Origin of the sequence: Psychrobacter sp., from assembly GCF_041554015.1 — a bacterium.
GTDB lineage: Bacteria > Pseudomonadota > Gammaproteobacteria > Pseudomonadales > Moraxellaceae > Psychrobacter.
Genome location: NZ_JBFFMS010000023.1, coordinates 13,387 through 34,602 on the forward strand (window position 1 = coordinate 13,387; position 21,216 = coordinate 34,602).

Sequence of the window (21,216 nt, forward strand, 5' to 3'; positions counted from 1 at the left end):
GCTTAGCTGGATCGAAAAAGACTGAATTTATGGCTGATTATTTATCCAATCAATCGCCATTTGCCAAAGCTGAGGTGCTTTTACATGGGTTCTGCTACTAAAATAGCGCATGTGACCGATGCTATTTAAGCCAAACTCTTTTGGTTCAAAAAAGCGTTTTTCGACTGGCATTTTGCTAAAAACGCGAATCATATCATCCATATTTGTGCTATTGGCAATCTCATCGTCGCTAAAACCGAGCCACAATGCTGGCATAGCAAGCTCATCATAAAAATGGGTATGAATACTTTTGTCAAAAGCGGTCTTGATATAGCCTGCGCCATTGCACCACTCGCGCCATTGACGAGCGACACCACGTGGTAGTGGCTCACCCATACCGATTTTATCTGATGGTGTGTAGCCTAACGTCAAGTTGGTGAGTGGAATAAAAGCATCCATAAAACCCATCGCTTTGAGTTTATAAGGCATGGTCATATTTTTGATACGACCTGATGAGCAGGCGACATTGAAGACTGACGCAATAGCCTTATAATTTGGCATCAAACCAATCAGCTGACCGCCAGCGCTATGACCAATCAAATGATAAGAGGCCTCGGCAAATTCGTCTTGTAAGGCATCAAGGGCGGCTGGCATATCATGGCGACCCCAACTGATTAAAGACGCATCGCTTTTAGCCAAAGCCGTTGAGAGTGACTCGCCGATACCTTCATTGTCAAAGGTTAGGACACCAAAACCGTTTTCTGCTAAATGAGTGGCAAAATTGTGATAAAACTGACGTTTGATACCCGTTGCTGGCGCTAGCATAATGGCTTTTGTGACAGGCGTTTTGGGACGGTAGACAGTGGCTGCCAATACTTGATTGCGATCGGTCAGGATGCTTAGTGAATAAGCCGCTGTTTGAATAATAGTAGGACTATGTTCCATGGTTAAACCTTAATAGAGGGTAGTCATTTTTATGGATGAGTGTGGTTAATAAAGACAAGGCGCAACTTTATAATCGGCTGCCAAAACGTCACCCCAAAAATGTAGTAATTGCGTAGTAGCAAATGGTTGTGACCGCGTGATAGCATCGCTTATGTTAAGATAAATGCTGGCGGGCAAGGCGTTCAATTGTGACTTTCAAGTTCTATGCTATTTATCTTGGGCGATGTTATCCATTAGGGTTTTAACGAGTATTTAATAAAATTAATTGATATGAAAAATAGGCAAATTAAGGAAGCTATATGCAAATGAAAATTAACAACGACACGTATGAAGTGATTACCAGTCAAGACATCACCAATATTGAAAAAGCTGTAGATAAATCAGCGTTGACCATGCCGCTAGTAGCAGTGTATTGCGGGTCGCGTTTGGGTAATGATGTTGTATATGAGCAAGCGGCGCGTGAGCTTGGTATAGCGCTTGCCGACAATGGCATGGGTTTGGTATATGGCGGCGCAAGTATCGGGCTGATGGGCGCTGTGGCAGATGAGGTGATTCGAGGCGGCGCAGAAGCCGTCGGTGTGATTCCAACTTTTATGCTCAAGCACGAGATTGCCCATGAGCAGCTGACCCGCCTGCATCTGACCGATACCATGCATACTCGCAAAACGGTAATGGCAGAATATGCCGATGCCTTTATTACCTTACCGGGCGGGCTTGGAACGCTTGAGGAAATTATGGAAATCGCTACATGGCGTCAGCTCTATCAACATGAAAAGCCGATGATTATTTTAAATATCAATGGTTTTTATGATTGTATGATTGAGCATTTAAAATACACAGCTGACCAAGGCTTTATGAAGCAAGAAGATCTTGAGCGCTTGGTCGTATGTAACACCATTGGTGAAGCGATAGAGTTACTAAAAACAGTGGTAACCATAGAAGGTGCGGTCGATACCGAAAAAATGGCCGGTAATTAAGAGAGCTGAGTACTAAGATACTGTCGTTACATAAAAAAGGAGAGCAGGGCTAATCGTTAGCCCTGCTCTCTTTTTTTTATTCATTTATTGTAGCGTGCTTTTATTACTCAGTAGCGTTTGAGTCATCCGCTGCATTTGTATCCTCTACGCCAATACCACGATTGACATCAGCCATGGCTAATGGAAAGCCTCGCTGTTCAGCAAGTATGCGCGCGACTTTATCAATTGCCCTGCTATTGTGTTTTGTCAGATACGCCCATTCATGCGCATAACGCTGACTATTTTCTGGCATATTACTATCAATTAAACTAAGCTCAGTCAACTCATCAACGATTTGATCGGCTGCAATCAAGGTCGAGGATGCTTTGACGTTTTCCGCACGCGCATAACGAATATTAGAATATAAACTTACGTCAGCTACGCGTAACGTGTCATCCTCACCGGGGATTTGTTGCCCACCATATAGTGCGTTGCCAACCGTACGCGCGCTATGGAAGGTCGGCACAAACTCAGCCACATAATCAATCGCTTGCTGGCTACGCGCTTGTAGCGGTGCCTTGTCCCAGCCGTCCTCGATATAGTGCACGTATTGCGGCGGCAATGTTGGTTGGGCGCTGTCTTTGCTGGAGGCGACCAAACCGTCATCGAATAAGGTAATAAATTTACTCATGCCATGTATTTGAAAATAACCACCGGGGTAGGGCGTAAGCTGCGCCATGCCTTCTGGTGTGCCGCGATCACCGTAAACGATAATCTCTGGGATCTGTCCGCCGGTATCATCCCAGTGGGTAATATAAGAGGATTTAAACTCGACCATACGCGTGACTTTTACCCCGACCATATCATCGATGACGCCAGTACGAAAACCGCAAGCGTTGATTAAATAATCCACTTCGATAGATTCAGTTTCAGAGCTGGCCGCTTGCTGATAATCTATACGCCATTTGGTCACATGATGGTCAGCATTTGAGCAGTTTTCACAATCGACAGGCATGACCTGCTTTACTTGCGTATCAGTAAAGACATGTGCGTGCTCATAACCTTCTAAAGCCAATTGCGCCGATGCTGCCAAGCGAAAGATATTCCAGCCATATTCTTGTACGACAATCAGCGGAAACTTGACTTTATTTAAATCCAAATACTTGGCGACCGGTATCATCCATTCATCGACCGACCGCGGTACCGTGACTTGCTCACGCTCAGATAGGGCAATGAGTTGCTCATGGCTGTAGAGCTGATAGTAGTTTTCAGGTTCGCCAAGTACCTTATTATTGGCGTCTTCGGCGATAAGCTTACGATAGGCATCGGTCAAGATATCAAGCCGCGGTAGTAAATCTTCTGGCAAGCCTTCGTCTCGAGTCGGCACAGCAAATACCGTTGGGCGCACATCGATGGTATAAGGATAAAGGCGCAATATATCGATACATTGCTTGAGCAGAGCAACACAATCTTCATCAGGGATTTCGCGATATAGATTGCCGCCCGCATGCAAATGACACATCGGTGGACCATCAATCAGCGATTTGTTTTTTTCAAATACATAAGTTTCAAGCCCTAATGCTGCGAGGCGAATTGCAATGGTTGCCCCAGCTGTACCGCCACCAAGAATACCGACGCGTTTGGCAGAGTGCGCTTGGTTTTTCGCCGGATTTTTCATAAAAGAATGAGTCATTGTCGTTGTTGTATCCTTAATAGCAGAAATCGCATAGGCATCAAGTGTCGCTTGAGATGGAAATTATTATAGTTATAAGATGGTTGATAGTACTCGATTAACGGATAGCCATCGATTATGAGCATTGATATGTGTGCAGAGGTCATTAACTTCAATACTGATAACAGCCCGCGAGCGTCATATTTACTATTATTTAGCCATGCTTAATCGTTATAGGGCTATTGTATGAAAAACTACAAGGCGGTAAGAAGGTAAATTGGTAAATAGATGCATGATTTTTGTCAACGAATAGCGTTAAATATCCGCAGCTTTAAAGGAGAATCTCCTCTAATTTGTAATATTTATGCCCTTTTGTAAATTTATATAAGGATAAGAATAACCGCTATAAGTCCTATGCTATATTTGAAAACTGGATATTGGCTTTATTTAACTAAGGCTGAAATCCTAAAGCAGTAACAACGATTTGATAAAAATTAACTAACTATGATGACAATGACAACGAAAATAACAAGGACGTTATTATGAAATACATTTTAGTTTTATCTGCGCTTGGTGGCGTATTGGCGCTTAGTGGTTGTTCAACGTTAAATAATATGGTCGGAAATGACGACTCTGGTATGCATGACGTGCAAGCTACCAATAAAAATACGGCGCCTGTCATCAGTAAAAATGGCATGTTGGTTGATGCGAGTAACCATATGACCTTATATACCTTTGACAAAGATTCGATGAATAAATCAGAGTGCGGTAGTGCCTGTCTGCTTGTTTGGCCAGCATTTATGGCACCCAGTAATGCCAAGGCCTCAGGGCAGTTTGCTGCTTTTCAGCGGGAAGATGGTAAGTATCAGTGGGCAATGAATGGCAAACCACTATATTTCTATGCTAATGATACCAAGGTTGGTGATAAGGATGGCGACAATAAGCTTGGCGTTTGGCATATTGTCAAAACCAAATAACGCCTAGATATGGTTTTTAGTTTTGCAGTAAAAAGCAGCCGTTAAGTGGCTGCTTTTTATTGCAATGTTTTTGAGTGAGGATTTATTGGAAGATAACTAAATGCTGGTACTGATACTAGTACGGGTTCTGAGTCGCCTTTTTTATTTCTGCTTATTTCTGCTTATTTCTGCTTATTTCTTCTTGTTTTTGGTAGCGGCTTTGTTCTCAATCAGCTCACCGTCGATTTGAATCGGTACTTCGGTTGTGATGCCACTTGCAAAAGCTGTCATACCATAAGCGGTACGGTCGATAATACCGGTAGCGCGAAAGCCAACAACCGGCTCTTTGGTTAGCGGACTATTGGCAATTTTGTTCAAAGTCACGTCCAAGGTTAGTGGTTTGGTTTTACCTAGCATCGTAAAGTCACCGGTGACGGTCGCTTGTTGTGGGTTTTTAAAGGTGACGTTGGTAGATTTAAAGGTCATGGTTGGATATTTGGCGACATTAAAGAACTCATCCTTTTTTAAATGAGCATCTCGCGCCTCCCAATAAGTATCGATGCTATCGGTTGCGATAGTGAAATTCATATTGGCTTTGTTGGGCGCTTTGATATCATAATTGACGACACCTTTGACATCATTGAAATGACCCATGGTGGTCGAAAACCCCAAATGATTGACCGAAAATCCGACACGGGTATGGGAATCATCTAGTTGCCATTGGGTTGGCAGCGCTGCACTGGCCAGCGTCGATATGGCAATGGCTGAGCCAAACACAGCAGCTTTTATACTGGTTTTCGTTATGGTATTTTTCATTATATTATCCTTATTAAATGTTAGTATTTTAGACAAACTGATGAAACATCCAGTATTTGTAATCAGGCAGTATTATTAAATAAATCTAAAAGATTTACGATTGTTGAGTTTATTATCTAACGAATTATTATAGGTAGTTTGCCTCTTAGGCTCAATGCTCACAGTGTTCGTGCAACAAATTTATCCTAATAACGCTCATAACTGTGGCTTGCATCAAACCCTAAAAACCGGTAAAATCGCGGTTTGATTTTCCCGCTGGGGAAAGGCTAAGTGAGCAGAGGAATGGTGTTGGGTGCTGGAATAAGCCAGTGATGCAGCTGCCATACTTATCAATGTCCTTAGTGCCTCAGTTACGTATGTCACTGCTTGGTTGATTACTTAATCATATTGTCAATCAAAAGCGCTATACATACATCGGACCTAGAGAGTTTATTATGCGTAAAGATATCCATCCTAATTACCAAGAAGTTTTGTTCCATGACACCAACGCTGACGTGTTTTTCTTAACTCGTTCAACCGTTAAAACCAAAGCCACTCGTGAATACGAAGGCACAGAATATCCATACTACCCACTTGATATCTCAAGTGCGTCGCATCCATTCTATACTGGTGAGCAACGTAAAACTTCTACTGAAGGTCGTGTTGCAAGCTTCAACAAACGCTTTGGTGCTTTTGGTGGCCGTAAGAAAGCTGCTGATACTGGCGCTGCAGAATAATTCACACATATTGCGTGATATTGTTTTGAGCATGTGTTTTTTAGCATGCACAGTGATAGTGTTAAGAATAAGAAAACCGCTGACTATTCAGCGGTTTTTTTGTTTAAATTTTTAGAAGTAAGTGCGTAAAGGTGTTAGTCAGTCAATTTAGCATCGGCAGGATTTAGTAGCTGTATAATCAGCTCTGACAACTGCTGGGCCCAATAGCCATACATGAGGCTGCTAGGATGAAAGCCGTCACTGGCAAACATCACCCTGATATCGATGGGCGTACCGTTCGAATGCTCTGCTATCATACGAGCAAAGTCGGTTGCCATATAGGTGACACTATCATGAGCGGCGCAAACTTGCTGTAATGTCTTATCAAGGATAGAGGCTTTAGCACCGACAAAGTTATTTAGCGGGGTAGGGATCGCAGGCATTTGTGCCATCGGCGGTAGGCTTAAAAAAACCAACTCGCGTACGCCAAATTTGCGCTTAGCAATAGCAATGATATTCTCAATTTGCTGTTGCCATTTATCGACAGAAACTTTAGATGTAGTGTCGTTAACGCCAACACTCAGCACCATCACATCAACAGGCTGGCTTGGCGCAGGTAGCACATAAAGCCGTCGCAAGATATCAAAGCTGGTATGCCCCGTTGTCGCTTGCAAGGACCAGTTCAATATATCAAACTGGTTTTTAATAGCAGACTGCTGCGTCAAAATAGGAATCAAATGACCGACAAGTGCCTCTTGCTGCGTCTCACTACCGACGCCCGCCGCCGCCGAATCGCCGACGACCATAAGATTTAATGTCCGCTTGCGCCCATCTTTTAGCGATTCGGTCGTGTCGTTTAATCGGACTTGCCCGTGCCTTTCACCATTTGGCTCAGGTAAACGGACTGTATCACGCTTGATTTTGTGACCTTGATAAAGATAAACAGGGGCAAGCAGTACATCTCTTGCCACCGAGGCGATTTTATTGCTATTTATCATATTGTTACCATCCTGCACGTTCCCGAATAGTGGTGAGATTGTCTTCAATTAATAATTTGCCATCGACATAAACCTCACGCAGTAAGTTGTTTGCATCTGTAGATAGATCTTCAGCTTTGATGGTTTTTAGCTGTCCATTGCTATTTTTAATCAAAGCCAAACGTCCTTTCTTTGAGCGTTTTGAGCGGCTGGTAATCGGGTCTTTATAAATGTCTTTCCATATGCCGTCGATAGAGATAGCACTGGCTTTCATCGCCCAACTCATGGTGTCTCGGTTGACTTGCTGTAGTAGGCCGCCGCCCATACCAAAGGTCACATTGTCAGCACTAAAACCTGCTTTCATGATTACATCAATAATCTTACTTAAGCTTTGCGGGCTTATACCATCCCCTTGGATAACCCGTACGTAATCAGGCAGCACTTTATAGCCTTTACTATTAATGGTCGTGCCAAATTTTACTGCCAAGCGCTCTAACGCTTCACGAACCACTTTGGCAGGCTCACCACTGTCTGGTCGGATGACTAAGGTACCGCCCATATTTTTGACATCGTCTTTTAGGCTACCGCCCCAAATATTATCAATGGCGTTCCATAAGTCATAACTGTCAGAGACCACGGAAAAGCTTTTACCAGCGCCGCCAAACTGCTCAATCATATTGGCAAAAGCAGCGGTTTCACCCTCACGACTCCAAGCGGTCATGGTGCTATGTTCAGCGGCAGGGATAGAAAAGGCGGGCATGTCTTTATCCATTTGATACCAGCGGCTGGCAGCTACCAGCGCCGTCATCGAATCGGTACCAGCAAAGTTGACCAAATGCGCAAGACTACCAAGGGCGACTGATTCTTGACTCGACGCGCCGCGCGCACCAAAATCATGCAAGCGAAAAGTGAGTGATTCGGTATTGTCTGCTGATTTGTCCAACGCTTGACGTATGATGCCTTTGCAATAATGCGAGATACTAGCGACGGTCGAGGGATACCAGATGGCACGCAGTAGCGCCGTTTCGATATAGCTTGGCAGCCAATAAAACTCAGGATCGGTATTGATAACTTGGCAGATGACATTAGAGACGGGCACGATGCTACCTTCAGGTATGGCTTCGATATGTAATGGTAAATAACCGCCATGTTTATCAACCAAGCGCTCCCAGCCAGCACGGTTAAAGGTCAAACCATGTGCGTGAATGACCATTTCAGCTTCGTCAATATCTTGATGAGTGATCGGCGTACTGAGGTATTCCTTAATAAAGGCTTGCAAGCCAAAGAAAACCACGTCGTAGTCGCCTTTACGCGCCTCAATATAGCTTGACAGGTATTCACTACCTTTTGGATATTGTACCCAATGTGAGGTTTTGTAGCTGTCGCTATTTAGGATTAGATTGTTTAAATTACTGGTATACATCACAGAACTCCTCTGCTTTGAGATGCCGCAGCTGCGCTGATAAAAGAGCAGCGGCGGCGGTTAGCCCTTGCTGTCTATCAGCTTGGGCGTGGTAAATGATAAATACAAGACGATAAAATCCTACAAACCAACCATTTTGGTGATAATCGCATAATGGTCTTCAAACATCATGGTCGCATCAAGCTCAGCCAGCGGTAGCCAAAATGCCGTGGCTGCATCGTCGCCGCCCTTGACCTTTGGCAAGCCTTTTGGGTCATTTTTAAGCTGAAAATAAAAGGCTTGGGTAATCGTACGACCACGTGCTGAGCGATACGGGTCGTCAAAGGTATGCTGACTGTGACAAGAACCGCGCAATACGGGCTCAGGGACTTTTAGGCGAGTCTCCTCACGTAGCTCACGGATACAGGCATCAAATAAGGTCTCTTTGGGGTTTAAAAAGCCACCCGGTAATGCCCATAGCCCGCGACCTGGCATGCTGCGGCGCTCAACCAATAGAATATGCCCTGACTGGACAATTAGGGCATCTGCTGTCATAAAGGTTGGTGGGTAAGGCGCTGATTCCCATTGTCTTTTATATTTATCAATAAAATCTGCTTCTTCGTGTAGATTTCGATATTCATCCGTCTTTTTGAAATCATTCAGCACCTTGCGCGTTGACTCAGGTGTGCGTTCAGGGGTCGGGGTTGCGCCCATTAAATAGCTATCACGAATCGGGGTGGCGGATAGGTTATGATAGTTCGGTACTGAGACGGATGCCCAGTTGGGGAATAGCGATAAATAATAGGAGGAGCTGTCTTTGGAGTGACCAATCAAACCGATATCCGCTTGCAAATCACCGGTGACGGACTTTACGCCGGCTTGTACATACTGTAGCCAACGCGTGTCGTTGTAGAGCGCATCATCTAAACCGACGCAGTGAATACGGGCGGCTTCTGCTGCTGAATAGGCACCCTTAATCATCGCCGCGCGCTCAGCAACGCTAAAGGGATTGCGTAAGCTGCGCGGTAGATTGGCAGAACCGATTAGCATGATGACATTATCAGCGCGTTTTAACGCCTCATCAATGACTGCTTTATGACCACAATGAAAGGGCTGAAAACGCCCGATAAACACCAAATAGCGATAGTGTGTATTCTCTAAAATCTGCTCTGCTGCTTCACTCATAAACGCCCAGCTCCTACCGTCCTGCTATCAGTTATAATAGTGAGTTCTCAATGATTGATTGTTAGTTCACTGTCAATTTAAAATGATGGAAAGACGCCAATACTGACACAGGGCATAACTGGCTGGCAAGTGTAAAGATGTTTAGCGGTGTATCTGTAGATCTAAGCCACTAAAGATCTAAGCCATTAAGTACATAAGCCACCAAAGGCAAATATATAGAATCAGTCACTATGCTTGTCAATCCACGCTGCAACCGTTGGCCAAATCTCTTCGGCAGCATGGCGGCTATTTAAAATGCGGCTGTGCGTATAATCGTCCAAATCCCCATGACTAAGCGAGTATTCCCGAAAGACATTTACAGGATTTTTAAAGTCATTGAACAGGGCGCGACAACCCAAAGTGGGAGAGATAAACATATCGCCTTTTGCGCTAATGGCATAAATAGGTACAGTAATCTTTGGCATATGCTGTCGATAGTCTAACGATGCGTCATCAGTAGCGCCTGTATCCATGCTGGCTGTATCAAACATATGTTGCTTAAGAAAACTGCTATGAAAGTTTTTTTGTAAATTCCAGTCGTACCACTGCTTCATTGTATCGTAGCTTTCATTGACGGGACCGAGTTTTAATCTTTGCGCGGGAATATAGCCTGATAAGCGATTGAGATACTTGGCGATAAATATCTTGAGATGATTCATAGGGTGTAAGGCGGCGCTATAAGCTTGGCAGGCAAACATACTGGCGCTGTTTATCTTATCGATATAGTCTGGGTTCTGAATCAAAAACATGGTTAAGCCAATACCGCCGCCGCTATGGGTAACGCAGTGGAGATTATTGAGTTTTAATTCCTCAAAAAGATAGCGAAAAGTTGCTTTGTAATCATAGGTTGCCACCGTTTCAAAATTAAACTTATCTTTTGGTGTTGAGCTTGCCCCATGACCACGCCACTCCATGATATAACAGTGATGACCAAACCCAGCCAAGTATTCGGCAATTCTTATGCAGGTTTTTTTGTCTGAAAAGGTTCCATGGGTTAAGAATATATTTTGGGATTTATGAGTAGAGCTATCAGATAAATGATGCTGTTTTTTATCAAAGATATGCCAAATCGCGATTTGCACGTCATCTTTGGTGTTCACAAACTTGAAGTTTTCAGTCAACATATAGCGCTCTCTTAATACTTAGGTTTTCTGATCAAATTTCTTTAGTTACTCTTATTTTCTTGTAATAGCTTTTAACTACACTGAATGCATCATAGACTTGATAAGTCAGCTTACTGTCTTTATATACAATGAAGATACGGTCAGCTCACTATAAGTGAGTATCATGAAAGATAGCTACTGTTCATTGGCACCTGTACAGTCGGAATCGTCGACTAAGTGCGCTATAATGAGTGGTATAAATAGACAGCTGTCATGGTCAAAGCAACAAAACGATAAGTCATGGTGGTTGCTAACACATATTCCTTTGCATTGACGACACAAGAGGCGGCGACATAGTACGCGTGTGTCATAACACAGATAGGACGCATTATGAGTGAACATAACCGAGCGGATACTCAAGTAGACCCAGCTGCCGATTACGAGTCAGCGCTTGATACCGAGCAAACCGAAGCCAAAAGTAATATTACCATCACGGAAGCAGCACAAGGTTACTTAGCGGATTTGCTAGCGAAGCAAGATACCGATGGTATTGGTGTGCGCATTTTTGTTGAACATCCGGGTACACCGCGTGCTGAGTGCTGCATGGCTTACAATCAGCCGGGGGAAGAAGATAGTGCTGACCTAAAATTCAGCTACGATAATTTTTCTGCTTTTATTGAAGCGGCGTCAGTACCTTATTTAGAAGATGCGGTCATTGATTATAATAAAGACCGTTTTGGTGGTCAGCTGACCTTCCGTGCACCAAACTCTAAAGTACCAAAAGTCGGCGCTGATGCCAGTGTCGAAGAGCGTATCAACTATGTGTTGCAGTCTGAGATTAACCCAAGCCTAGCGGCGCATGGTGGTGATGTGCAGCTGCTAGAATTGATTGATGAAGAAGGCGTTGGTTTGACTGCAGTATTAAAGTTCGGCGGCGGCTGTCAAGGCTGTTCAGCGGTTGATATGACCTTGCGTCAAGGCGTTGAAGTACAGCTAAAACAGCAAATCCCAGAACTTACGCAAGTAATTGATGAGACCGATCATACCCGTACTGAAAACGCCTATTATAAATAAGAATGCTTTGATTAATAAAAGCTAATCGGTAGTTATAAGTACGAATAGAATGCTTGTTTTTATTACTTATGAATTTTCGTCATTAAGCGATAAATAATTTGCTATTCTTTTCATAAAGAAGTTGAGTTATGATTAACTCAGCTTTTTTTATGCCTATCGTTTAACGATGGCTATTTTAAACATCAAATTTTTTGATAGCGAATAAATATATAGGAGCGCAATATGAGTGATGGACAACCAGCTAAGCAAAATAATCAACGCCTTGAAACCTTGGCGATTCATGCCGGATATATTGTAGAGCCGACCACCAAAGCGGTCGCTGTGCCTATTTATCATACCAGCTCATATGCCTTTGATAATACCCAGCATGGGGCAGACTTATTTGATTTAAAAGTCGCGGGCAACATTTATACTCGTATCATGAACCCGACCAATGCCGTACTAGAAGAGCGCGTTGCTGCGCTTGAGGGTGGTATCGGTGCGCTTGCGGTAGCTTCTGGTATGGCTGCCATTACTTACGCGATTCAAACCATTTGTGAAGCGGGCGATAATATTGTTGCGGTATCGACTTTATATGGTGGTACTTATAATTTATTCGCTCATGCATTGCCGCGTCAAGGTATCGAAGTGCGCTTTTTCGATCATAAAAACCCGGAAGCGATTCGTGATTTAATCGATGATAAGACCAAGATGGTCTTTGCAGAAAGCATTGGCAATCCACTGGGCAATATCATTGATATTCAAGCTCTCAGCGACATCGCCCATGAATATGGCGTACCAGTGGTAATTGATAGCACGGTTGCGACACCTGCGCTATGTCGTCCGTTTGAGTTTGGTGCGGATATCGTCATTCATTCATTAACTAAGTACATGAGCGGTACGGGTACTTCGATTGGCGGCGCCATTGTCGATAGTGGTACTTTCCCTTGGGGCGATTACCCTGAGCGTTTCCCACTATTAAACACCCCAGATGAAAGTTATCATGGCGTAAACTTTGTTAAAGACGTTGGCGCAGCAGCGTTTATCGCCCGTGCTCGCGTGGCACCGCTGCGTAATACTGGAGCAGCACTTAGCCCGCTCAATGCCTTTAGTATTTTACAAGGTTTGCAGACACTGGGTTTACGTATGGAGCGTCATGTCCAAAACGCGCAAGCGGTTGCAGAGTATCTACGTGATCATGATAAAGTCGCGTGGGTAAAATATGCTGGACTGCCAGATCATCCTGAGCATGAACTTGCTAAGAAGTATATGAAAGGCACGCCATCCGCTATTTTGACTTTTGGGGTGAAAGGTGGACTTGAAGCAGGGGCACGCTTTATTGATGCCTTGCAGCTGATTACGCGCTTAGTCAATATCGGCGATGCCAAATCACTCGCTTGTCACCCAGCAACCACCACCCATCGCCAGCTTAATGAACAAGAGCTTGAAAAGGCAGGCGTCAGCATTGATATGGTACGTTTATCGATTGGTATTGAGCATATTGAAGATATCAAAGCCGATTTGGCGCAAGCATTGGCTGCGGCCTAATTAAATAGCGTATAAAACAAAAAGCCCATATCAGATCGATATGGGCTTTTTTATTCTCTAAGAGGATGCTCTAAGCTATCTAAATACTGCTAAGTATTAGGCTTAATTTTTTAAGCCGCCAGTACACGCTTGGCAATATCTCGATAATCTTGTGGGGCTAAACGTGGACCGAGCTGTTGAATCACTTGCGCGGCAACTGCGCTGGCAAGATGACCACACTCTGGTAAGCTATATTGCTGCGATAAAGCATATAGAAATGCACCCGCATAGTTATCACCGGCACCATTGGTATCGATAACATGATCGACTGCTGGCGTAGGGATATCATAAATCTCAATGTCGGACTTATCATGTGGCTGATATGCAATCACCGCACCATTTGCACCATCAGTGACCACTGCAATTTGACAATACTCAAGTAGTGCCTGCGCTGCTGACTTATGATCTTTTTCATCCGTGAATAAGCGCGCCTCTTCACTATTGCAAAATATTACCGCAACCTTGTTGCCAAGCATATTAAGTAAACCGTCTTTGGCAAACTTTACCACCGCTGGATCAGCAAAGCTGACAGCAATCTTGGCACCATTGACACCCGCTTGCTGACGCAATTGATCCATCGCTGGCTGAATACCGGCAGACATCGCAAGGTAGCCTTCTAAATACAACCACTCAGCTTGAGTTAACGCCTCAAAGTCAACGTTATCAGCAGTGATATCACTTGAAGTACCTAGGAACGTCTGCATGGTACGCTCGCCATCTTCAGTCACTGCCACCACACATGAGCCGGTTACGCCGCCTGCATGGATAGACTGAGGTGAGGTAGCGACGCCTGCTTCATGTAAATCTTTTAAATAAAACTCACCTTGCTTGTCATCGCCTACGCGGCAGGCATAAAAAGGTTTGCCGCCCAAACTTGAAAACGTGTACATGGCATTAGCAGCTGAACCGCCACCCGCTTGTTTTGATGGCTCGATTTCTGCAAGCTTAAAATACGCCAATAATTGCTGTTGCTCATCAATACCTGCCAGCGTCATATTGCCTTTTGTCAGCTCAGTTTCTTCTAATGCGGCATCTGATAACAGATATTCGTGGTCAACCAAGGCATTACCTATCGCCATCACATCGTACATTGCTTATCTCTCCTCAAAGAATCTATAACTGCTTCTGTTTGGTTATAATGTCTAAAAACTATTGTGCTTGGAGCTCAAGTAAGCGCTGATAAAGCGCATTCTTTTTGACACCAGTAATATCAGCGCCTAGGGCAGCGGCTTTTTTCACCGATAAATCCTCTAGCAGCCGTTGCAGCAATTTATCATGAATACTGATGTCATCATCGTCTTGAGCAACATTGGCACCGGCGACCACCACCACGATTTCACCGCGCTGCTGGTTGTCATCGGCTTTAACAAATTCAACCAAAGCGCCAAGGGTGGTTTTATCAACAGTCTCAAAGGTTTTGGTCAATTCACGGCAAAACGTTACTTCGCGCTCAGCGCCAAATACCGCCGCCATATCTTCTAAGCTGGCAATAATACGATGCGGCGCCTCATAAAATATTAAAGTTTCAGTACGAGAGTGTAGTGCTGCGAGTTGTTTTTGACGACCGTGGGTTTTTGCTGGTAAAAAACCGATAAAGCTAAAACGATCTGAGGGCAGTCCTGCAACCGATAGTGCGGCAATAGCAGCAGAGGCACCAATAATAGGGGAGACGCGAACGCCAGCGGCATGTGCTGCTTGTACCAATTGATAGCCTGGATCACTAATCAGCGGCGTGCCAGCATCGCTAATCAAAGCAACAGAATGACCTTGCTCAATCATCTCAATAATTTTGGGCGTTTGAATAGCGCTATTGTGTTCATGATATGCCCACAGCTTATTGTGCCCTTTTTGCTTAACGGCTGTATCAGAATCGCTGTCGGCATTATTTTTATTATTATGTACCGCGCTTTCTTTATTATCGTCAGCTTTACTGCCGCTGGTAGCACTGTCCTTAGTGTGGATACCAAAGTGTGACAACAGCTTACCTGAGGTTCGCGTATCTTCACAGGCAATGATGGCAACTTGCTTTAAGACATCAATCGCGTGCGGTGTCATGTCACTAAGATTGCCAATCGGCGTGGCAACGATATATAGACAAGCTGGCATCGCGGTAGGGCTAGACATTAAAACCTCGGGTTATTAAGATAATATAAAAGAATATAGCGCGCTGACTGATAAAACTGGCTAACAACATTCAACATTAAAGGCAAAACTGCCTTATCAAATAATGCTTAAAAAACTGTAACCAGCGTCGGCACGCGAAAGTGGTTAGTTTAGCATGATGTGCTATGATAATTCTGAAATGTTGAGCAGACTGATAGACGTCATGGCAAATGATAAACCTTTAATGCTAACCTCCCCAAAGCAGCGCCAAGGTAGCCGATTTGAGCAGCAGGCGTGTGAGTTTTTGCAAAGACAAGGGCTGATTTTGATTGCCCAAAACTGGCAGCAGCCCAAAGTTGGTGAGCTTGATTTGGTGATGATAGAAAAGGGACAAGCATGGTCGACACTGGTCTTTGTGGAAGTGCGGCAAAGACAGCGCTCACACTTTGGTGATGCAGCGCTTAGCATCACAGCTGGTAAGCAGCGTAAAATCATCAAAGCAGCACGTTACTTTTTGCAGCAAAATCAAAAATACAGTGATTATGAATGCCGGTTTGATGTGATTGCTTATGATACTGCGAATAATAATAGTAAAGACAAAACAGGTATCGCGTTGGACAATCAACCAAATCAAGGGTTAGACGTCAGTCAGCCCGAATGGCTGCAAGGTGCTTTTATCGCATCAGCTTGGTGAAAAAACTTATTTATGAGGTATTTAGGCATGAACATTTTATACTGTCCAAGCCGAGTGAAAGCCAAGTCAAAGCCGAATAAGGGCAGCGATCGTTACCAAAAACCTAACGGTAAGCCGTGAAAATTCAGTAAAGTAGAGGCATTAAAAGAATTTTATGGCATCAAGTCTTGGTCGTATTTGTTAAAATTAGAACCATATACTACTGCTTTATTTATTATGACGACTCATGTATTAAGAGGTAACTCATGACACAGATGCATCTGCGCACCGCTATCTTTGGCGCACCGCGCCGTAATGTGATAGGCATTATCTTAATGTCGAGCCTGATCGCAACGGGCTGTACCACCAACTATTTGACCAATAGTACAGAAGGTACCTATGGCGTGCCCGTGACTGAGCGCACTATTCCGCAGCGTCTGCTTGATCGTAGTATCGAGCATACTGTCAAAATTAACGTTTATGGTTTGCAAGAGAATCTACAGCAGACCAGTCGTATGAGTATTGATAGCTTTAATAGCACCGTATTGTTGACGGGTGAAGTGCCAACTGAGGCAATCAAGGCGGAAATTAGCAAAGTAGTGGGCTCTATGCCAGACGTTCGTCAAGTATATAATGAGCTGACGGTTGGTGCCTCAAAAGGCTATAGCCAAACAGTCCATGACGGTTATATCACCTCAAAGCTAATGGCAAAGACAGCCGCGGCTAACGGGGTGAAAGCGTCACAAATTAGAGCAGTGACCAATAGTGGCGTGGTTTATATCATGGGCCGCATGACGCCGACGCAGCAAAGTCACCTGATTGATATTGCCAATAGTACGGTTGGTGTTACAGAGTTGGTACTATTGACTACTGTCGTTGATGATAGAGGCGTAAAGCTGGGTAATGATGACATCATGTATGAGTCTAATGTGGCAAATTCAGCCAACCCGACTAGAGTAGCAGTCGTGAGTAATAGAGCCGCATCTAATGCTGTTGGTTCTGCCGGAGCAAATGCGACTATCAGTGATAACATCAGTGCCACACCTATTATAGTGACAGAAGATGGTTCCCCAGTTACTGAGCCTACATCAAGCTCTTATATTGACTTATATCAAAATCCATAGATTGCTATGGATTGAGTAAGTGATTAATTGATGATAACTCTTATACTAAAACTCTTATGCTCGCTTGGTTTAGAGTAGCGCAAACCCTACTCACAAGAACACTCAATACCCATAACAGTAGCAGCACGATAAACCCCCTGTTATTGCGTAAAATATAGTCAGTCAAAAAATGCTAATCGTAATTAATACAGTTGATACAGTACAGGTAAGATTATAAATTATTAACCTCGAATTGACTGATATATGACAGGGATACCGCTATGAAGGCTTTACATGATGACATCCAGCAACCTAAAGTAGGTGTGCCTAAACTCGTACGTGTGGGGGTTACTGCGGCATTGGCAGTGGGCGGTATTGCGCTAGCGACGCAGCAAGCACAAGCATTATCAGCACTTGCTATTGTTAACGGTATTACGTCAAATGGCGGTGTTGGGGTAAGTAAAGACATTCTATATGGTGATGAGCCATTACAGGATTTGGATATTTATTATCCAAAACCTTTAGCACAGGCTATGAAAAAAAACACTCCTATCAAACAAGAGTATCCGATGGTGGTGTTTGTCCATGGCGGCTCTTGGGAGAGTGGTAATAAAGATGAATATGCCTTTGTCGGACAAAGCTTGGCGCAAGCAGGTTATGTGACGGCGGTGATTAATTATCGCAAAGCTCCTGAGCATGTCTATCCTGATTATGTTGAAGACACGGCGCAAGCGATTGCGTGGAGTTATAAAAATGCTGCGCGATTTTATGCTGACCCTGAGCGTCTAGCCGTCATTGGTCATTCCGCTGGCGCATTTAACGCGGTTGCTGCTATCGCCAATGAGGATTTTTTAAAGCCTTATGGCGTCAAGCCAACAGATATCAGGGCCGTGATTGGTATTGCCGGTCCCTATAGCTATGACTTTCGTAAATTTAGTAGCGCCACCGCCTTTGCAGCTGACGCGACGCCTGATAAGGTAATGCCAGATCGTCAGATCAAAGGCGCACAGCCGCCATATCTATTATTGACTGCTGAAAAAGATACCGTCGTCTATGCGACCAATACCCTCAAAATGACACAGGCATTAAAAGCAGCGGGCGCGACCGTGCAGACAAGCGAGATTGCCGGTGCCAGTCATGCCAGCAGTATCGGCGCGATGGCCCCACCTCTACGCTGGGTTAATGATGTACGCGCACAAGTATTACGTTATTTGGATAAAACCCTTAACTAAAACTCAGGGTTAAACCAGCAGGCTCGATATAGATATTGGCTTTATCTTAGGGTAATTATAGTTAAGCACCAGTTACGCATCAGTTACGCACCGTTATGTAAGACAGTGCTGTAAGATAGTCCAACTCTTGTTATAATGTCGTCACTTTATCTCTATATTTAAAACCTTAAGGCAGAATATTCTATGAGCATGAACGCTGACGATTTGATTGCATTTTTACAAACGCATTTCCCTGATGCCTTTATTCAAGCTGCCAATCAAGGAACGAAGTTTGATGTGCGTGTGGTTGATGCAAGCTTTGAGGGCAAACGCGCCGTGCAGCGTCAACAAGCCGTTTATGCTTTGGTCAATGATAAAATTGCCAGTGGTGATATTCATGCGCTTAATATTCAAGCGTTAACGCCTGCTGAATGGGATGTCCAATCGCAAGGCTAGCGTAGGTTAACTCTTTTTATTTATGACTGGATTGTTTATCATGAGCAAGTATTTTTGCCAATGATGATTGATTCAGTTTTTCATTATTCTTATATTTATCGTTAGGTTGTCACCTTTATGGATCAATTTTTAATCACTGGTAGTAGTCGTATCGCAGGCGAAGTCACCATCTCAGGCGCCAAAAATGCCGCATTGCCGCTGCTTGCAGCGATGATATTGGCTGAGACGCCGACGACATTGCACAATGTGCCCTCATTACAAGATGTGCGTACCTTGATTGATTTGATCGGTGGCATGGGTATCAAAATTCAAAAGCAAGGTGATACTGTCACTTGCGATACCAAGAGTATCGATAATTTTTATGCGCCCTATGATTTGGTCAAAACCATGCGCGCTTCAATCTTGGTATTGGGTCCATTGCTAGCGCGTTTTGGTGAAGCGGAGGTGTCTTTGCCGGGCGGCTGTGCGATTGGTTCTCGTCCTGTTGATCAGCATCTTAAAGCTTTTGAGGCAATGGGCGCTCAAATCACAGTAGAAAACGGCTATGTAATCGCGCAAGCCCCAAAAGGTGGTAGATTACTAGGATGTAAGTTCTCATTTGACATGGTAACGGTAGGCGGTACTGAAAACGTTATCATGGCAGCAGCACTTGCCAAAGGCACGACTGTTTTGGGCAACTGTGCGCTTGAGCCAGAAGTGGTCGATTTGGCCAATATGCTGGTTGCTATGGGCGCTAAGATCAGCGGTATCGGTACCGCAACCATGACAATTGAAGGCGTTGAGCGTCTGCATGGTTGTGAGTATTCAGTGGTGCCAGACCGTATCGAAACGGGCTCGTATCTTGCCGGTGCTTTGATGACACGCGGTGATGTATTGACTAAGAATACTTCTGCACTACTATTAACCCCTGTGCTAGAAAAGTTTGAAGACATGGGGGCAGTTATCACTACGGGTGATGATTGGATTCGCGCGCAAATGAAAGGTCGACCAAAAGCGGTTGATATTCGCACCCAGCCGCATCCGGGTTTTCCAACGGATATGCAAGCACAGGTGATGGCGATTGCGTGTTTGGCTGATGGTACCAGCACCTTTATCGAAAATATCTTTGAAAATCGTTATATGCATGTCCCTGAGCTTAACCGCCTAGGCGCCTCTATCCAAGTAGATGGTCATACCGCTGTGGTAAAAGGGGTTGAATGCTTCACCGCTGCACCTGTGATGGCGACTGATTTACGGGCTTCGATGTCACTTGTGATGGCAGCGGCAACAGCAGAAGGCGAGAGTTTGATTGATCGCATTTATCATATTGACCGTGGCTACGAGCATGTTGAAGCAAAACTGCGTGCGCTTGGCGTCAATATCGAGCGTATCAATAGCAACGATTAATGTTATTAATCAGAAAGCTATAACGTCAGTCAACAGACTGGCGTTATACTTTCAATATAATCCCATCGCTTAGCATGAGGTTAGCAATTCTGCCTTTATATGGCGACAACTTTTAGCACCACCAGCACACGGACCAGCGTCACTATGACTGAAGCAACCAGTAGCTTACCAACCAGTGGTTTATTAAATGAAGTCAATGATGAGTTTTCAGGCTTAACACTCGCGTTATCAAAAGGGCGTATCTTAGAGGAGACAATGCCACTTTTGCGTGCCGCTGGCGTTGAATTATTGGAAGACCCTGAAGCCTCACGTAAGCTTATTTTCCCAACCTCAAACCCCAATGTTCGCGTCTTGATTTTACGCGCAAGTGATGTGCCAACGTACGTTGAACATGGTGCTGCTGATTTTGGTGTGGCTGGTAAAGATGTGTTGCTTGAGCATGGTGCCAATCATGTTTATGAATTATTAGATCTGAAAATTGCTCAGTGTAAGCTCATGACCGCTGGTGTCAAAGATGCACCGCTGCCAAACCGTCGCTTGCGTATCGCGACCAAATACGTCAATGTTGCCCGTGCTTACTTTGCAAGCCAAGGTCAACAGGTCGATGTAATCAAGCTTTACGGCTCGATGGAGCTTGCCCCCTTGGTCGGTTTGGGTGATTTAATCGTCGATGTTGTTGATACTGGCAACACCCTACGTGCCAATGGACTTGAAGCGCGGGATCATATCTGTGATGTCTCATCTCGTCTTATCGTCAATCAAGTCAGCTATAAGCGCAAATTTGCCTTGCTTGAGCCGATTTTAAATAGCTTTAAAGATAGCATTGCCAGCGCTTCATAACTCATTAATAGCTTATTGCAAGATAGAGCCTTATCATAGATTGGTAATATCAAGCATGGTTATACAAAATTCCAAACCA

At 44.3% G+C, this 21,216-nt stretch carries 20 protein-coding genes; 11 read left to right on the forward strand and 9 right to left on the reverse strand.

Translation table 11 applies throughout. The features are described 5' to 3' along the window. Positions 1–27 precede the first annotated feature (27 nt). Complete coding sequence (locus tag ABYU67_RS07465) at positions 28–924, reverse strand: alpha/beta fold hydrolase (RefSeq protein WP_372844375.1); 897 nt, start codon at positions 922–924, stop codon at positions 28–30. Between the two features lie 299 nt (positions 925–1,223). Between ABYU67_RS07465 and ABYU67_RS07470 the strand changes: the two genes are divergently transcribed. Then, a complete protein-coding gene (locus ABYU67_RS07470) occupies positions 1,224–1,901 on the forward strand; it encodes a TIGR00730 family Rossman fold protein (RefSeq protein ID WP_372844376.1) in 678 nt (225 codons plus the stop codon). A gap of 103 nt (positions 1,902–2,004) precedes the next feature. Here ABYU67_RS07470 and ABYU67_RS07475 read toward each other — a convergent pair whose 3' ends face one another. Beyond that, positions 2,005–3,573, reverse strand: coding sequence for an FAD-dependent oxidoreductase (locus ABYU67_RS07475; RefSeq protein ID WP_372844377.1), 1,569 nt, complete (start codon positions 3,571–3,573; stop codon positions 2,005–2,007). 521 nt (positions 3,574–4,094) lie between these two features. On the opposite strand from ABYU67_RS07475, the gene ABYU67_RS07480 reads away from it, so the two are divergent. Next, positions 4,095–4,529, forward strand: a complete 435-nt coding sequence (locus ABYU67_RS07480) for a hypothetical protein (RefSeq protein ID WP_372844378.1) — start codon at positions 4,095–4,097, stop codon at positions 4,527–4,529. Positions 4,530–4,700: 171 nt separating this feature from the next. On the opposite strand, the gene ABYU67_RS07485 is transcribed toward ABYU67_RS07480, so the two are convergent. Further along, complete coding sequence (locus ABYU67_RS07485; protein ID WP_372844379.1) at positions 4,701–5,324, reverse strand: YceI family protein; 624 nt, start codon at positions 5,322–5,324, stop codon at positions 4,701–4,703. A gap of 434 nt (positions 5,325–5,758) precedes the next feature. On the opposite strand from ABYU67_RS07485, the gene ABYU67_RS07490 reads away from it, so the two are divergent. Further along, positions 5,759–6,040 carry a type B 50S ribosomal protein L31 gene (locus ABYU67_RS07490; RefSeq protein ID WP_372844380.1) on the forward strand — a complete coding sequence of 94 codons (282 nt, stop codon included), beginning with the start codon at positions 5,759–5,761 and terminating at the stop codon, positions 6,038–6,040. Between the two features lie 134 nt (positions 6,041–6,174). Here ABYU67_RS07490 and ABYU67_RS07495 read toward each other — a convergent pair whose 3' ends face one another. From ABYU67_RS07495 to ABYU67_RS07510, 4 genes are all read right to left on the reverse strand, one after another. Beyond that, complete coding sequence (locus ABYU67_RS07495; protein ID WP_372844381.1) at positions 6,175–7,017, reverse strand: SGNH/GDSL hydrolase family protein; 843 nt, start codon at positions 7,015–7,017, stop codon at positions 6,175–6,177. A 4-nt stretch (positions 7,018–7,021) separates the two neighbouring features. After that, the gene (locus ABYU67_RS07500) at positions 7,022–8,419 is read right to left on the reverse strand and encodes a nicotinate phosphoribosyltransferase (RefSeq protein ID WP_372844382.1); all 1,398 of its coding nucleotides are present in this window, start codon (positions 8,417–8,419) and stop codon (positions 7,022–7,024) included. A 120-nt stretch (positions 8,420–8,539) separates the two neighbouring features. Further along, the gene (locus tag ABYU67_RS07505) at positions 8,540–9,583 is read right to left on the reverse strand and encodes a bifunctional nicotinamide-nucleotide adenylyltransferase/Nudix hydroxylase (RefSeq protein ID WP_372844383.1); all 1,044 of its coding nucleotides are present in this window, start codon (positions 9,581–9,583) and stop codon (positions 8,540–8,542) included. 221 nt (positions 9,584–9,804) lie between these two features. Next, entirely contained in the window at positions 9,805–10,746 is a 942-nt protein-coding gene (locus ABYU67_RS07510) for an alpha/beta fold hydrolase (RefSeq protein ID WP_372844384.1), read from the reverse strand. Between the two features lie 369 nt (positions 10,747–11,115). Here ABYU67_RS07510 and nfuA point away from each other — a divergent pair, with 369 nt between their 5' ends. Both nfuA and ABYU67_RS07520 read left to right on the forward strand, forming a co-directional pair. Further along, positions 11,116–11,799 (forward strand): Fe-S biogenesis protein NfuA, encoded by a 684-nt coding sequence (nfuA, locus tag ABYU67_RS07515; protein ID WP_372844385.1) that lies wholly within the window; start codon positions 11,116–11,118, stop codon positions 11,797–11,799. A 222-nt stretch (positions 11,800–12,021) separates the two neighbouring features. After that, entirely contained in the window at positions 12,022–13,326 is a 1,305-nt protein-coding gene (locus ABYU67_RS07520) for an O-acetylhomoserine aminocarboxypropyltransferase/cysteine synthase family protein (RefSeq protein WP_372844386.1), read from the forward strand. A gap of 110 nt (positions 13,327–13,436) precedes the next feature. On the opposite strand, the gene ABYU67_RS07525 is transcribed toward ABYU67_RS07520, so the two are convergent. Both ABYU67_RS07525 and rsmI read right to left on the reverse strand, forming a co-directional pair. Then, on the reverse strand, positions 13,437–14,456 hold the full coding sequence (locus tag ABYU67_RS07525; RefSeq protein WP_372844387.1) for an adenosine kinase: 1,020 nt from the start codon (positions 14,454–14,456) through the stop codon (positions 13,437–13,439). 58 nt (positions 14,457–14,514) lie between these two features. After that, the gene (gene rsmI / locus ABYU67_RS07530) at positions 14,515–15,489 is read right to left on the reverse strand and encodes a 16S rRNA (cytidine(1402)-2'-O)-methyltransferase (RefSeq protein WP_372844388.1); all 975 of its coding nucleotides are present in this window, start codon (positions 15,487–15,489) and stop codon (positions 14,515–14,517) included. 154 nt (positions 15,490–15,643) lie between these two features. On the opposite strand from rsmI, the gene ABYU67_RS07535 reads away from it, so the two are divergent. From ABYU67_RS07535 to hisG, 6 genes are all read left to right on the forward strand, one after another. Continuing rightward, positions 15,644–16,162, forward strand: a complete 519-nt coding sequence (locus tag ABYU67_RS07535) for a YraN family protein (RefSeq protein ID WP_372844389.1) — start codon at positions 15,644–15,646, stop codon at positions 16,160–16,162. Between the two features lie 245 nt (positions 16,163–16,407). Continuing rightward, positions 16,408–17,265, forward strand: coding sequence for a BON domain-containing protein (locus ABYU67_RS07540; RefSeq protein WP_372844390.1), 858 nt, complete (start codon positions 16,408–16,410; stop codon positions 17,263–17,265). A gap of 260 nt (positions 17,266–17,525) precedes the next feature. Then, positions 17,526–18,476, forward strand: a complete 951-nt coding sequence (locus tag ABYU67_RS07545) for an alpha/beta hydrolase (protein WP_372844391.1) — start codon at positions 17,526–17,528, stop codon at positions 18,474–18,476. 183 nt (positions 18,477–18,659) lie between these two features. Continuing rightward, a complete protein-coding gene (locus tag ABYU67_RS07550) occupies positions 18,660–18,911 on the forward strand; it encodes a BolA family protein (RefSeq protein ID WP_011514505.1) in 252 nt (83 codons plus the stop codon). 117 nt (positions 18,912–19,028) lie between these two features. Continuing rightward, positions 19,029–20,297, forward strand: coding sequence for a UDP-N-acetylglucosamine 1-carboxyvinyltransferase (gene murA, locus ABYU67_RS07555; protein ID WP_372844392.1), 1,269 nt, complete (start codon positions 19,029–19,031; stop codon positions 20,295–20,297). Positions 20,298–20,441: 144 nt separating this feature from the next. Beyond that, complete coding sequence (gene hisG / locus ABYU67_RS07560; RefSeq protein WP_372844399.1) at positions 20,442–21,137, forward strand: ATP phosphoribosyltransferase; 696 nt, start codon at positions 20,442–20,444, stop codon at positions 21,135–21,137. Positions 21,138–21,216 lie beyond the last annotated feature (79 nt).

Bases quoted from the DNA above. Each gene is read 5' to 3' on its own strand.
- ABYU67_RS07465 (WP_372844375.1), bottom strand. From the start codon at position 924: ATGGAACATAGTCCTACTATTATTCAAACAGCGGCTTATTCACTAAGC.
- ABYU67_RS07470 (WP_372844376.1), top strand. From the start codon at position 1,224: ATGCAAATGAAAATTAACAACGACACGTATGAAGTGATTACCAGTCAA.
- ABYU67_RS07475 (WP_372844377.1), bottom strand. From the start codon at position 3,573: ATGACTCATTCTTTTATGAAAAATCCGGCGAAAAACCAAGCGCACTCT.
- ABYU67_RS07480 (WP_372844378.1), top strand. From the start codon at position 4,095: ATGAAATACATTTTAGTTTTATCTGCGCTTGGTGGCGTATTGGCGCTT.
- ABYU67_RS07485 (WP_372844379.1), bottom strand. From the start codon at position 5,324: ATGAAAAATACCATAACGAAAACCAGTATAAAAGCTGCTGTGTTTGGC.
- ABYU67_RS07490 (WP_372844380.1), top strand. From the start codon at position 5,759: ATGCGTAAAGATATCCATCCTAATTACCAAGAAGTTTTGTTCCATGAC.
- ABYU67_RS07495 (WP_372844381.1), bottom strand. From the start codon at position 7,017: ATGATAAATAGCAATAAAATCGCCTCGGTGGCAAGAGATGTACTGCTT.
- ABYU67_RS07500 (WP_372844382.1), bottom strand. From the start codon at position 8,419: ATGTATACCAGTAATTTAAACAATCTAATCCTAAATAGCGACAGCTAC.
- ABYU67_RS07505 (WP_372844383.1), bottom strand. From the start codon at position 9,583: ATGAGTGAAGCAGCAGAGCAGATTTTAGAGAATACACACTATCGCTAT.
- ABYU67_RS07510 (WP_372844384.1), bottom strand. From the start codon at position 10,746: ATGTTGACTGAAAACTTCAAGTTTGTGAACACCAAAGATGACGTGCAA.
- nfuA (WP_372844385.1), top strand. From the start codon at position 11,116: ATGAGTGAACATAACCGAGCGGATACTCAAGTAGACCCAGCTGCCGAT.
- ABYU67_RS07520 (WP_372844386.1), top strand. From the start codon at position 12,022: ATGAGTGATGGACAACCAGCTAAGCAAAATAATCAACGCCTTGAAACC.
- ABYU67_RS07525 (WP_372844387.1), bottom strand. From the start codon at position 14,456: ATGTACGATGTGATGGCGATAGGTAATGCCTTGGTTGACCACGAATAT.
- rsmI (WP_372844388.1), bottom strand. From the start codon at position 15,489: ATGTCTAGCCCTACCGCGATGCCAGCTTGTCTATATATCGTTGCCACG.
- ABYU67_RS07535 (WP_372844389.1), top strand. From the start codon at position 15,644: ATGATGTGCTATGATAATTCTGAAATGTTGAGCAGACTGATAGACGTC.
- ABYU67_RS07540 (WP_372844390.1), top strand. From the start codon at position 16,408: ATGACACAGATGCATCTGCGCACCGCTATCTTTGGCGCACCGCGCCGT.
- ABYU67_RS07545 (WP_372844391.1), top strand. From the start codon at position 17,526: ATGAAGGCTTTACATGATGACATCCAGCAACCTAAAGTAGGTGTGCCT.
- ABYU67_RS07550 (WP_011514505.1), top strand. From the start codon at position 18,660: ATGAGCATGAACGCTGACGATTTGATTGCATTTTTACAAACGCATTTC.
- murA (WP_372844392.1), top strand. From the start codon at position 19,029: ATGGATCAATTTTTAATCACTGGTAGTAGTCGTATCGCAGGCGAAGTC.
- hisG (WP_372844399.1), top strand. From the start codon at position 20,442: ATGACTGAAGCAACCAGTAGCTTACCAACCAGTGGTTTATTAAATGAA.